The organism is Dolichospermum heterosporum TAC447 (assembly GCF_024584745.1).
Taxonomy (GTDB): domain Bacteria; phylum Cyanobacteriota; class Cyanobacteriia; order Cyanobacteriales; family Nostocaceae; genus Dolichospermum; species Dolichospermum heterosporum.
This window is the reverse complement of the sequence record NZ_CP099464.1, coordinates 21505-33638: the sequence shown is the minus strand read 5'-3', so window position 1 is coordinate 33638 and position 12134 is coordinate 21505. Positions and strand designations below refer to the sequence as shown.

At 36.5% G+C, this 12134-nt stretch carries 20 protein-coding genes; 7 read left to right on the top strand and 13 right to left on the bottom strand.

Going from position 1 to position 12134, the window contains the following annotated elements; translation table 11 throughout:
- Positions 1 to 118 precede the first annotated feature (118 nt).
- Positions 119 to 1039 carry a histone deacetylase family protein gene (locus tag NG743_RS00190; protein WP_027401061.1) on the top strand — a complete coding sequence of 307 codons (921 nt, stop codon included), beginning with the start codon at positions 119 to 121 and terminating at the stop codon, positions 1037 to 1039.
- A 153-nt stretch (positions 1040 to 1192) separates the two neighbouring features.
- Here the strand turns inward: NG743_RS00190 and tnpA are convergent, their stop codons facing one another.
- Positions 1193 to 1573 carry an IS200/IS605 family transposase gene (tnpA, locus tag NG743_RS00185; RefSeq protein WP_035081600.1) on the bottom strand — a complete coding sequence of 127 codons (381 nt, stop codon included), beginning with the start codon at positions 1571 to 1573 and terminating at the stop codon, positions 1193 to 1195.
- A 336-nt stretch (positions 1574 to 1909) separates the two neighbouring features.
- Between tnpA and NG743_RS00180 the strand changes: the two genes are divergently transcribed.
- Positions 1910 to 3346 carry an RNA-guided endonuclease InsQ/TnpB family protein gene (locus tag NG743_RS00180; RefSeq protein WP_257121238.1) on the top strand — a complete coding sequence of 479 codons (1437 nt, stop codon included), beginning with the start codon at positions 1910 to 1912 and terminating at the stop codon, positions 3344 to 3346.
- A gap of 278 nt (positions 3347 to 3624) precedes the next feature.
- Positions 3625 to 3762, top strand: coding sequence for a hypothetical protein (locus tag NG743_RS00175; RefSeq protein ID WP_257121237.1), 138 nt, complete (start codon positions 3625 to 3627; stop codon positions 3760 to 3762).
- Positions 3763 to 3909: 147 nt separating this feature from the next.
- Here NG743_RS00175 and NG743_RS00170 read toward each other — a convergent pair whose 3' ends face one another.
- From NG743_RS00170 to rpmI, 5 genes are all read right to left on the bottom strand, one after another.
- On the bottom strand, positions 3910 to 4422 hold the full coding sequence (locus tag NG743_RS00170) for a DUF4351 domain-containing protein (RefSeq protein WP_257121236.1): 513 nt from the start codon (positions 4420 to 4422) through the stop codon (positions 3910 to 3912).
- Positions 4423 to 4639: 217 nt separating this feature from the next.
- Entirely contained in the window at positions 4640 to 5164 is a 525-nt protein-coding gene (locus NG743_RS00165) for a tetratricopeptide repeat protein (RefSeq protein WP_027401063.1), read from the bottom strand.
- Between the two features lie 73 nt (positions 5165 to 5237).
- Positions 5238 to 6020, bottom strand: coding sequence for a transporter substrate-binding domain-containing protein (locus NG743_RS00160; protein ID WP_257121235.1), 783 nt, complete (start codon positions 6018 to 6020; stop codon positions 5238 to 5240).
- Between the two features lie 110 nt (positions 6021 to 6130).
- Positions 6131 to 6487 (bottom strand): 50S ribosomal protein L20, encoded by a 357-nt coding sequence (gene rplT / locus NG743_RS00155; protein WP_015079973.1) that lies wholly within the window; start codon positions 6485 to 6487, stop codon positions 6131 to 6133.
- 20 nt (positions 6488 to 6507) lie between these two features.
- Positions 6508 to 6705: a 50S ribosomal protein L35 gene (gene rpmI / locus NG743_RS00150; RefSeq protein ID WP_071992743.1), complete on the bottom strand. Its 198-nt coding sequence runs from the start codon at positions 6703 to 6705 to the stop codon at positions 6508 to 6510.
- A gap of 678 nt (positions 6706 to 7383) precedes the next feature.
- Between rpmI and NG743_RS00145 the strand changes: the two genes are divergently transcribed.
- Positions 7384 to 7914, top strand: a complete 531-nt coding sequence (locus NG743_RS00145; RefSeq protein ID WP_306459819.1) for a GUN4 domain-containing protein — start codon at positions 7384 to 7386, stop codon at positions 7912 to 7914.
- A 370-nt stretch (positions 7915 to 8284) separates the two neighbouring features.
- Here NG743_RS00145 and NG743_RS00140 read toward each other — a convergent pair whose 3' ends face one another.
- From NG743_RS00140 to NG743_RS00115, 6 genes are all read right to left on the bottom strand, one after another.
- Positions 8285 to 8452 (bottom strand): hypothetical protein, encoded by a 168-nt coding sequence (locus NG743_RS00140; RefSeq protein WP_257121233.1) that lies wholly within the window; start codon positions 8450 to 8452, stop codon positions 8285 to 8287.
- 78 nt (positions 8453 to 8530) lie between these two features.
- Positions 8531 to 8698: a hypothetical protein gene (locus NG743_RS00135; RefSeq protein WP_257121232.1), complete on the bottom strand. Its 168-nt coding sequence runs from the start codon at positions 8696 to 8698 to the stop codon at positions 8531 to 8533.
- The gene (locus tag NG743_RS00130; RefSeq protein ID WP_257121231.1) at positions 8695 to 8862 is read right to left on the bottom strand and encodes a hypothetical protein; all 168 of its coding nucleotides are present in this window, start codon (positions 8860 to 8862) and stop codon (positions 8695 to 8697) included. The genes NG743_RS00135 and NG743_RS00130 overlap by 4 nt, the downstream gene beginning before the upstream one ends.
- 78 nt (positions 8863 to 8940) lie before the next feature.
- Positions 8941 to 9108, bottom strand: a complete 168-nt coding sequence (locus NG743_RS00125) for a hypothetical protein (protein ID WP_257121230.1) — start codon at positions 9106 to 9108, stop codon at positions 8941 to 8943.
- Positions 9105 to 9272, bottom strand: coding sequence for a hypothetical protein (locus NG743_RS00120; protein ID WP_257121229.1), 168 nt, complete (start codon positions 9270 to 9272; stop codon positions 9105 to 9107). Before NG743_RS00120 ends, NG743_RS00125 begins: the two co-directional genes overlap by 4 nt.
- 79 nt (positions 9273 to 9351) lie before the next feature.
- Entirely contained in the window at positions 9352 to 9519 is a 168-nt protein-coding gene (locus tag NG743_RS00115; RefSeq protein WP_257121228.1) for a hypothetical protein, read from the bottom strand.
- Positions 9520 to 9691: 172 nt separating this feature from the next.
- Here NG743_RS00115 and NG743_RS00110 point away from each other — a divergent pair, with 172 nt between their 5' ends.
- From NG743_RS00110 to NG743_RS00100, 3 genes are all read left to right on the top strand, one after another.
- A complete protein-coding gene (locus NG743_RS00110; RefSeq protein WP_168497217.1) occupies positions 9692 to 9958 on the top strand; it encodes a type II toxin-antitoxin system ParD family antitoxin in 267 nt (88 codons plus the stop codon).
- Positions 9955 to 10248: a type II toxin-antitoxin system RelE/ParE family toxin gene (locus NG743_RS00105; protein ID WP_027401067.1), complete on the top strand. Its 294-nt coding sequence runs from the start codon at positions 9955 to 9957 to the stop codon at positions 10246 to 10248. The genes NG743_RS00110 and NG743_RS00105 overlap by 4 nt, the downstream gene beginning before the upstream one ends.
- Before the next feature lie 128 nt (positions 10249 to 10376).
- Positions 10377 to 10523, top strand: coding sequence for a hypothetical protein (locus NG743_RS00100; protein WP_160289918.1), 147 nt, complete (start codon positions 10377 to 10379; stop codon positions 10521 to 10523).
- Positions 10524 to 10995: 472 nt separating this feature from the next.
- Here the strand turns inward: NG743_RS00100 and NG743_RS00095 are convergent, their stop codons facing one another.
- Positions 10996 to 11832 (bottom strand): Rpn family recombination-promoting nuclease/putative transposase, encoded by an 837-nt coding sequence (locus NG743_RS00095; RefSeq protein WP_027401069.1) that lies wholly within the window; start codon positions 11830 to 11832, stop codon positions 10996 to 10998.
- Positions 11833 to 12134 lie beyond the last annotated feature (302 nt).

Below are 12134 nucleotides of genomic sequence, written 5' to 3'. Positions count from 1 at the left end.
TTCTCAAAGAAGTCGGGGATCTATATGTCTATACTTTACCTATTGGTGTAATATATCATTTTAATAAGTTTCTTGACTTCCAACTAACTTACATTTCAGATTTTGGGTATAGAAATATATGTTACAAGTTATTTATTCTGACGAATTTTTAGATCACAAAACGGGAATCTACCACCCAGAAAAACCAGCCAGATTGACAGCGATAGTTGATGCTTTAAAAACTGCGAGTTTTGCAGAGAAAATTACCTGGAAACTACCTACACCAGTTCTATTAAAACCATCTTTAATGTCTTGGATAGAAAAGGTTCATCCTACAACCTATATTAACAAAGTAAAAGATATCGCTGCCTCCGGTGGAGGTTATTTAGACGGGGATACTCCCATTTCTCCCCGCAGTTATGATGTGGCGTTATTGGCGGTTAGTGCTTGGTTAGATGGAGTTGATATAGTTCTTAATACAGCAGATACATCTTTTATATTAGCGCGTCCACCCGGGCATCATGCAGTAAGTGACACAGGTATGGGATTTTGTTTATTTTCTAACGCCGCCATAGCAGCTTTTTATGCTTTGCAACAACCTGGAATTAAGCGCGTTGCTATTCTAGATTGGGACGTACATCACGGAAACGGGACAGAAGCAATAGTAGAAACTCACTCAGAAATTGCTTATATTTCTCTCCACCAATATCCAGCTTATCCCGGTACAGGGAAAGCTTCTCAACAAGGTTCACATCATAATGTGTTAAATTTACCTGTCCCTCCTGGTAGTGATATTACTGTCTATCAACCCCTGTGGGAAAGGAAAATTCTCCCGTTTTTAAGCAATTTTCAGCCAGATTTATTGATTGTGAGTGCTGGTTATGATGCTAATGCCAATGATCCTCTAGCCGGTGTGAATTTGCAACCAGAAGATTTTGGTTTATTTACAGAATACTGTTTAGGTATAACCAAAAAAATTATGTTTGGTTTAGAAGGTGGTTATGATTTACCAAGTCTGGCTGAATCAGTAATTGCTACTATTCAAACTTGTATAAATTAGTTTCTTTTTGGAATTTATTAGTTAGCAAAATTCAGAATCTTGTTTTTTGCTAATTCTATATTCCACCAGGAGATTGCGGGAAGGCTGGGAGCCGCGTCTCTTTAGAGCGCGGGGGAAAGCCTACTCGTGCGGTTTTAACCGCTTCCAATATTCTCAACCATGATGCGGGTCATTAATATATCTTTCTATAGTATCAGCAGCAACGTTTCCAGCAGTTGAAAAGAAATAGCTGCTAGTCCAAAGTGACGGTAGCTTTTTTAATTCTGGGAACTCTTTTCTTAGGTAATTAGATGAGCGTCCTTTAAATGCTTTAACTACCTGAAATATTGCATCAGTTGGATGAATCTCTACGAATAAATGAATGTGATCTGGTGCAACTTCTAACGCCCGAATATTCCAATCTTTTTCAATAGCTAATGCCGAAAATATCTCAAAAATCCTATCCCTGATTTTCCCTACAAGCACTTTTTTTCGGCGTTTAGGTATCCAGACTAAATGAATCACGCTCAATCCGACAGCGTGATTATAACTCATATTCCGCACTTCACAATGTAGTATCCACCTTTTCAAGAATTATTCCTAATAAGGGTTAAATTGTTCAATATTAATACCTAAAATGATGGATAAAATATGTGTTTTATTGAACGATAAAAAATTAAATTATGGAAATATTCGCGTATTACAAAATGAAGTGCGGAAAGTGGGTTATAATGCCGATATTCATAAGAACTTTTTTTCATATATTTTAGCTATTGACTTCCTTTAAATTGTAGACTAAGATAGTCATATCGTCAATCATATCAACAAAATAAACCTGTGCAAATACGCTGGAGATTCAAGCTAAAACCGAATATTGGGCAACAAGCCTTAATGTCTGAGTGGCTTGTTACTTTGCGGAAACACAGAAATTATTGTTTAGCAGAACGTCAGCGCGGATTTGAAACTAATAACCAAAAATCAGATGAGTCTGTTATGTACCAATATGGCGCATTTTCAGACTTAGATAGTCGTATTGAATATGGTTCTTATTGCCCATTAACCTGCCCTATCGTTAAGCATGGCATAATGTCCTCTGGGCTAACAAAAAATAGTAAGAAGCATGGTTTAAGCTGGGGTAGTCCGACTGATATTCAAAGTAAGAGAACAACTGAATTACGTTCTGAATCTGAATGGTATAGCCGAATTAATTCAGATGTTTTACAAGGTAATTTAGCTAAATTAGATATTGCTTATAACGGATTTTTTCAACACAAAAGGGGTTTTCCTGCGTTTCGTAAAGCAGCTAATTTTAAAACTTTTCAATTCAAGCCAGGACAAGTAAAATTAACCGTTAATCGTGAATCCAATCAGCCCCGATGCTATTCCCATGCCTACTTTCCTGGACTGGGGACTATGCGCTATTTTGATAGTCGGACTATTCCCGTAGATGCTGACATTAGGACGGTAACAGTAATTAAAGAAGCTGACGGATGGTACATGAGTGTATTACTCAATTTACCTGAATCGCTACCTGAAGTCACAGAAATTGAAACTGTCAAATCAGCGGTGGGTATTGACGTAGGAATTAATAAATTAATTTCTTTGTCGGATGGTTCATTTATTGAAAATCCTAAATTTGCAACTAACAAAAAAGTCCGTCGTCAATTAAGAATCAGACAGCGCCGGGTTAACCGTAAAGTCAAGGGTTCTAATAATCGTAAAAAAGCCGGGAAAAGAGTCGCCAAACTACATAAAAAGATTGCAGATAAACGGAATGATCATCAATGGAAAGCAGCCAATAAAGTTGTTAACACCGCTGAGGCAATTGTCCAAGAGGATCTAAATGTTAAGGCGATGAAGTCCCGCTGCAAACCTAAACGGCAGAAAGGGCGATTTATGGCTAATGGTCAATCTGCAAAACGTGGGTTAAATCGCTCTATTTCTGATGCCAGTTGGGGTGACTTATTTTCTAAAATCGCTTGGCTGGCATTGAAGTCTGGTAAGCCAGTATTATCCGTTAATCCTAAATTTACTTCTCAAGAATGTTCGGCTTGTCATCATATTAGTAAAGCTAACAGAGATGGCGAAAAGTTCATTTGTGAAAACTGCGGTCATATTGACCATGCTGATACTCAAGCCTCCCGGACAATTTTACGAAGAGCTAATTTAAAATTTGTCAGCAAAGACATTAAAAACCTACCGGGGGACTCTCGGAAAGTTACGCTTGTCAGAGATGATTCTGCCAGTAATGGCAAACAGGATCAGGGCAAGAACCGTACATCTAAGGTAATACCTGAAAAGCGGATATTATTCGAGCAGTTGTCTTGACAATTATTCGATTAAGAATCCCCGCGTCTTTAGACCGGGGAGTGTCAACTTCCAAAAAATAAATTTTATTTGCAAGTCCTCAAAACTCTTGAGAATCTTTCCTTAAAATCACAATTACTAACTCTTCTCCTTTTTCCATTTTTAGTAATAAAACTTTGTCATCATGTCATGAAAGAGCTAAAGTTTTGTTAAGATACAATTACTGGGAATTCAGCCACCTGGCTGTGAAGAAAAATTAGATAGTACCAGTAGCTGTATACAGTTCAGAAGGTGAACAAATGACCACCTGTATTTTTTTTGACCAAGCCCTCAAGATGCTTACCATTGCCTTTTTAGCAGCACCAATCATGCTAATCGCCGCTTCGAGTATAGGGTTAGCAGTGATTGAAACTATTGAAAAAACAGGAGACAGTTAAAACCACAGTAGGGACAGGGCTTAAAAAGTTTAATTTTAGCAGTGTATCCGAAATTTTATCTACAACCTGCCCCTACCATAGACATATCTAGCGCTGAACTTCTAACCCTATAAAAGGCTGAAATGGTTAATCAGTCATATTTTTAATTTAAATCTGGAGATTATTTAACCAATTTTGTAAATCCTCTACTGTAGATAAATCAAAGATTGATTCTCCTAAAAGTTCAATAATTTCTACATTTAAGTTTCTAATTTGTGCTTCTAATTTAGCATCAATTTTTCCTAGCTTGCGATTAACTTGACGGATAATTAAATTTTTTTCTCGTTCAATACCTCGTTCAATACCTTGTTCCATCCAGCTAGTTACTATTTGCATAACTTCCTCTTGTTCTTCTGGTATTAGTGAACCTAATTCTGTTTTAAATTTCTCTTCTTCTATTTGATTCAGTCTTAAATAACTATCAATAAACCCTGATATTAACTGCATTTTAGCAGGATTTAATTTTAAGGTGACTAACAACCTTAAACATTCTGCTTTTACTTTTGGTCTGTCTGTTACTGCTGCGGTGATTGTTTCTTGTAAATCTCGAATAACTGCAAATTTAACATTACCTGATTTTTCCTGTATAATGATCTTTTTTGATTCTTTTCTCGTTCCCATACTCTGTATGGGAATGAATTCCAGAAGGCTCTGCCTTTAATAATAAGTAGGTGAACACAATAAAACCAAACTGTGTAAAGAAACGTAAAATTGCTGAAAACTTCTTTACTCTTGCCTTGCTATAACGACAATTTTCAACGCCAACCTACTTAGTAGAGTCCTCTGTGATAGCATTCCCAGTCAGAGACTGGGAACGAGATATAGTGAGGGTTTGAGCTTAGATAGAAACTAAGCGACGTAAGGATTCAGCCCGACGTTTAGCAACGATGTTATTGGGTGCTAATTTTAGTGTTGCTTCATACATTTCTAAAGCTTGAGCATTCAATTTTTTCTTTTCGTAAGCGTGTCCGAGATTATTTAAAGCTGATACATAGTCTGGGTTCAATTTTATGGCTTCTTTGTACTGACGAATTGCTAAGTCATATTGCTCTTGAGCAAAGTAAACATATCCCAATCCGTTATAAATAGGAGCAATGGATTCTTCTCCTTCTTCTTCGGCTGCTTTGAGAGATTTTTGAAATAGGGGTATGGCTTGACTAAATACTTTTTTTTCTGAGTAGATACTAGCTAATTCATAATATTCTTGAGCCGTACCTTTTTCTTTTGTTAATTTGTTTTTTAACTTGTTCAAGGAGCTTTCAAGTTTTCGGGTTTTGAATACTTGACGAAAAACATTCACCCCAGCAAATGCAAGTAAACCAACAAAAAGTGACAGATAAATGATGACTAAATTGCTATCCATTTTCTACAAATACAAATTATTAAAATACTCTATCTATTATCAGTTATTAGGTTGTGTATTTCTCACTAAATTACTACAATCCCCAGTATTCTATCCGTTCTTTTAGCCAACCTGTAACTGTATAACGAGCGATCGCTTCATTCACGTTACGTCTTAATTCATCATACTGTGATCCTTTTGGCATCACTACAGATAGCGGCTCTGCTGATAATTTAGTTGCCAGTATGCGATATTGAGGATGTGCTTGCACCCAACCACTAAGAATACTAATATCTGCCGCAAAACCATCTACCTGATTACTTTCTATTTTCTCCCACCCTTGAGCATAGGAATCTACACTCACCAACTCAGCAGATGGTGTAAAATACTTTAAGTATCCAATTGTGCTGGAGTGGTTGAGAATAGCTATTTTCCGTTTACTTACATCTTTTAATGCTTGAATCGCTGTGTTTTTTGTAACTATTCCTGCACCGTCATAATAGTAAGGAACACTGAAGCTAACGATGCGAGAACGTGATTCTGTGGCTGTGACTCCAGCGATCGCTAAATCAACTTGCTGATTAAATACTAATGGTAAGCGATCGCTATTAGCTACCGATTGCAATTTCACAGCATCCGCTTTTCCCAGCAAATCACTAGCCAAACGTTTAGCTAAATCAATTTCTAACCCTTGTAATTTGCCCTTTTCATCCCTAAAGCCTAAAGGGCGAAGATTATCCTTAACTGCCATATTTAAATAGCCTCGCTGCTGAATTTCCGCCATTGTTGCGGCAGATGCAGTTAAGTTCCCACTGAGAAAAGACAGACAAAAAATTAAGAGAATGGTAGCGGATAATACCAGATGTAACTTATTCATAATTGCTCTGCGTTTTACTCCAATTAAAAATGCCAAAAAGTTTCTTTATTTTTAATTTTCAATTTTCCGAAGTGCCATCTGTTACATCCGTTATTCATCCGTTGCCACCTTTATCCGTTAACCGAGTTAGCCAGTTCCGCAATTTTTGCGAAGCTTGCAGGATCAAGAATTGCCAATTGTGCCAACATTTTGCGGTTTAGTTCCACATTGGCCTTCTTCAAATTACCAATTAACCGGCTGTAGCTTAAACCGTGTTGTCTAGAAGCTGCGTTAATCCGCGCTATCCACAGACGGCGAAAATCACGCTTCTTCTTTTTGCGATCGCGGTAAGCACTGCGAAGTGCCTTCATTACCTGTTGGTTAGCGGTTCTAAACAAAGTTGAGTGAGAACCACGAAAACCTTTAGCTAATTTGAGAATTTTATTGCGGCGTTTACGAGCTACATTACCGCGTTTTACCCGAGTCATATCTTATTACCTGTGATCTTTTACAAATATGGAAGCATTAAGCGTACGTTAGGTTCGTCCCGTTCATGAACAACTGCCATTTTTGACATATTGCTCTTTTTACTAGAGGATTTATGCTCTAATAAATGGTTTTTGAAAGGTTTGCGGCGGACAATTTTACCGCTACCGGTGGCGCGGAATCTCTTCGCCGCAGCCTTGCGAGTCTTTAATTTGGGCATGGGATGGCTTTAATTCAACACAATCTACTATTATATATGAGAAAAGGCAAATTGTATGCCCCTTTGGCAAGATCGGCAAGGATTCCCAAAATATCTTAATTCAAGACTTGACAAGGCGAAAATTTTAGTTTACACTAATGTTAGGAGTAGAAATCTGTCCGCGCATATATAGTAAACTTTTGGATTGTCTGAATCAGGATTTCCAGGATTTTAGGATTTACAGGATGTTGGTTTGCGGTGGAGATTTTCGATTTTCACTTTTTTATATGATTCTTGACATCAAGACTTGACAAGATGCGATAATTGGTTTACACTTATGTTAGGAGTGGGAATCCGTCCGCGCATATATAGTAAATTTTTGGATCGTCTGAATCAGGATTTACAGGATTTAAGGATGTACAGGATTGTGATATTATCATTACCTAAACTATCCTGATATGGCTACGCCACGCTTCGCTATCAGACAAATAAAAATATCCAACTTCCCACCAAAAATCATTCAACAACATCCTGTAAATCCTTAAATCCTGGTTATCCTGATTCAGACAATTAAACGCAGATGAACGCAGATAAACGCGGATGTTATACTAATTATTAATTTCTCTCCCATCCTGCAAATCCTGATTCTGACAATATGCAATCTTGGACACCTAACACCCCACTACAATTCTCAAAGGGATGGAGTTAGAACCAGTCAACCGTCCCCAAACTGTGCGGGAGTTTCGGGAAATTTTGGGTTTAATAAACCAAGAGGTAGAATTAAAATCATCCTGTGGAATGGACTACAGACAACTGCGTGACTTCCTCGCACAAGAGAAATGGAAGGAAGCAGACCGGGAAACAGAACGGGTAATGTTAGCGGTTGGGAAACGGGAAAAAGAAGGTCGGTTAGGTTGGTTATTTAATAGTATTGATATTGATAATTTTCCCTGTGAAGACCTGAGTATTATTGATAAGTTATGGGTAAAATACAGTGATGGAAAGTTTGGATTTTCTGTTCAGAAACGCATTTATCAAGGTTTCGGTGGAACAAGAGAATATGACTTTGACATCTGGGAGAAGTTCGGGGACAAAGTGGGATGGAGAAAAGGAGGTAAGTGGAGGATATACAACGATATGACTTTTGATAAGAAAGCACCAGAAGTCCACCTCCCATGGGTTTGTGTGAGGATAGTGAATGCGTCTCTTCTCTCTCGTCGAGACTTGTAGACTGTAACATTTAAGGGTTACAGAAAATTATTAAGTCTGAATCAGGATATCCAGGATTAAAAGATTTTCAGGATGTTAGTTTGCATCTAAAAATCCCCGACTTCTGCGATAATTAATGTGATAAATGAGAAGATTGTTAAAAGTTGTTGGGTATCTGAAATTCTCAATTGTCAGAATCAGGATATCCAGGATTAAAGGATGTACAGGATGGTAATTTTTAGATGGTTTGTTGGTGATGAAATTCTCAATTGTCTGAATCAGGATAACCAGGATTAAAGGATTAACAGGATGGTAATTTATAGATGGTTTAAATTATTCAAAAACAATCATTCAATAACATCCTGAAAAATCCCCAACTCTCCACCAAAAATCATCCAATAACATCCTGTAAATCCTCAAATCCTGGAAATCCTGATTCAGACAAATAAAAATCACCAACTCCCCACCAAAAATCATCCAATAACATCCTGTAAATCCTCAAATCCTGGAAATCCTGATTCAGACAAATAAAAATCACCAACTCCCCACCAAAAATCATCCAACAACATCCTGTAAATCCTCAAATCCTGGAAATCCTGATTCAGACAAATAAAAATCCCCAACTTCCAAAAAAAAATCATCCAATAACATCCTGTAAATCCTCAAATCCTGGAAATCCTGATTCAGACAAATAAAAATCCCCAACTTCCAAAAAAAAATCATCCAATAACATCCTGTAAATCCTCAAATCCTGGAAATCCTGATTCAGACAAATAAAAATCACCAACTCCCCACCAAAAATCATCCAACAACATCCTGTAAATCCTCAAATCCTGGAAATCCTGATTCAGACAAATAAAAATCACCAACTCCCCACCAAAAATCATCCAATAACATCCTGAAAATCCTCAAATCCTGGAAATCCTGATTCAGACAAATAAAAATCACCAACTCCCCACCAAAAATCATCCAATAACATCCTGTAAATCCTCAAATCCTGGAAATCCTGATTCAGACAAATAAAAATCACCAACTTCAAAAAAAAAATCATCCAATAACATCCTGAAAATCCTCAAATCCTGGAAATCCTGATTCAGACAAATAAAAATCACCAACTTCAAAAAAAAAATCATCCAATAACATCCTGAAAATCCTCAAATCCTGGAAATCCTGATTCAGACAAATAAAAATCACCAACTCTCCACCAAAAATCATCCAATAACATCCTGTAAATCCTCAAATCCTGAAAATCCTGATTCAGACAAATAAAAATCACCAACTCTCCACCAAAAATCATCCAATAACATCCTGTAAATCCTCAAATCCTGGAAATCCTGATTCAGACAAATAAAAATCACCAACTCTCCACCAAAAATCATCCAATAACATCCTGTAAATCCTCAAATCCTGGAAATCCTGATTCAGACAAATAAAAATCACACAACTCCCCACCAAAAATCATCCAATAACATCCTGAAAATCCTCAAATCCTGGAAATCCTGATTCAGACAAATAAAAATCACCAACTCCCCACCAAAAATCATCCAACAACATCCTGAAAATCCTCAAATCCTGGAAATCCTGATTCAGACAAATAAAAATCCCCAACTTCAAAAAAAAAATCATCCAATAACATCCTGTAAATCCTCAAATCCTGGAAATCCTGATTCAGACAAATAAAAATCACCAACTCTCCACCAAAAATCATCCAATAACATCCTGTAAATCCTCAAATCCTGGAAATCCTGATTCAGACAATTACGTTTATAATGAAAATTATCAGTTATAGGAAATAGCAATGAATATTACCCTAAAACCAGAACAAGAACAGTTTATTCAAAACCAGTTAGCTCAAGGGAGATTTCCTAATGCTGAAGCCGTTATTAATCAAGCTCTACAACTTTTACAAGAAAAACAACGAGAATATGAAGACTGGGTAGAAGACGTGAGAGTTAAAGTTAATGAAGCCGCAGCAGAATTAGAACGAGGGGAAGGAGTTCCTTTAGAAACAGTTGTTGAACAGATACAGGCAAAATTTCGTCATGCGCGTGAGGAGAAAAAATGAATCAATGTTTGATTTCACCTCTAGCAATTCGAGATTTAGATAGCATTTCTGAATATTTTTTAAACAGAAATATTGAAACTGGAGAACTGCTTTTTCAAGATTTCACAAAAAAGTGTGAAAAATTACTGCTATTTCCTCAAATGGGACGCAGTTACGAATATATAAGACAGGGAATGCGTGGACTTCCTTTAAATGGTTACATCATTTTTTATCAATTGGTTGATAATAATGTGGAAATTCTCAGAATTGTAAATGGTCGTCAAGATTTAGAAGCGTTATTCGCAGAATAGATAAGTAGTGAGACAGAATTAATTACACAATGTCATTGTCATTGCGTAAGCGTTGCGTGGCGTTAGCCATATGGAACGAAGTGAAATGAAGCAATCGCAAGGGTTGTGATTGCTTCCCTTCGCTCGCAATGACTGTAAATATTTTTTTCCAATTACTTAGTTTATTAACTGAGAATTTTGATCATCACACAAATAATATCCAAAAAGTTCCCACATCACAAAAATCCTCACATCCAAAAAACCTCAACACCAACCAACATCCTGTAAATCTTTAAATCCTGAATATCCTGATTCTGACAAATAAAAATCACACAACTCCCCACCAAAAATCATCCAATAACATCCTGTAAATCCTCAAATCCTGGAAATCCTGATTCAGACAAATAAAAATCCCCAACTTCAAAAAAAAAATCATCCAATAACATCCTGTAAATCCTCAAATCCTGAATATCCTGATTCTGACAAATAAAAATCACACAACTCCCCACCAAAAATCATCCAATAACATCCTGTAAATCCTCAAATCCTGGAAATCCTGATTCTGACAAATAAAAATCACACAACTCCCCACCAAAAATCATCCAATAACATCCTGTAAATCCTCAAATCCTGGAAATCCTGATTCTGACAAATAAAAATCTCCAACTCCCCACCAAAAATCATCCAATAACATCCTGTAAATCCTTAAATCCTGGATATTATCTCGACTTCGCTCGATAACCACCTGATTCTGACAATTAAATAAACTTACTTGTCTATCTCAGATTCTAACCATGTTTCCAAGTCATTAATATCTGCAAAATCCAACAATGCTTCTCCCAGCTTTTCCAGTTGTTCTATATTTAAACTGTTGATATTTTCGATGTAAATATCTTTCAATTTTCCAAATCTTTTTGATAACTGACGTATCAATAAGATCATCTCACCATCTTGTCTACCTTCCTGCTTGGCTTCTTGATATACCCTTGTTTGCTTAATATCACTCACTAAAAACATTGCTTCTATCTCCTGACGGCTTAATTGTGAAAATTTGGACAATAAAACAGTCTCCAACAATTCTATAATACCTTGTTTTTCTCTGTCATTCTCAACTTCTGTCTTAGTCCTTGCCATGAGGGTTTTAACTAATTCCGGTGCTTGTGCTTCCTGACTGACAATTAACTCAATTAATCCCATACCAATTGAACCTGGTGGTAATTCATCTAAATAAATTTGTTTAATTCTCCCACTATTAATCAATTCTTGTTGATAAGCTGTTAATTCTCCTACATCTAAACTCCGTTTCGCAAATAACGCTACCCCTTGCCAATCTTGTACAGGTTTAAATTGATTGAGATAAATATTGATTTCGGCGATTAATTCCCAGTAAAAATCTGGTTTTGGTTGAAATTGCACTTCTACAAAATAGATGGGTTTTTCTAGACTATCTGCCATAAAAATTCCATCAAATCGAAATGCCTTTTCTTTCACTTCCACAGAAGTAAATTTATAATCTGTGGCGTTTTCTGTAGGTTCACCCAGGATTTCAAATAATAGAGTGTGAAAAGTGAGGAAGATTTGGTAGAATATCGTGTCTGTGTGCATTATTTCTGATTTTGAAATTCCTTAATTACTTATTTATCTGCTGATTTTACCCATCTTTCCCAGTTTTACATCTACTGTAATTGCATCTTCATCCTGAGATACAAGATAACGTTTTGGTATTTTGGTTATGAGAACAAATTTTATTTTCTTATTTCCCTGCTTCTGGGATTTATTTGGGAAATAATTATCTTGATGAATGAAAACTCTATATATATGGGCGCACACTTTCCCACCCTTAACATAAGGATACCCAAAACTCAGAACACTGTCAACCCCCCAAGCTGAAATTACCAAAACTCGTT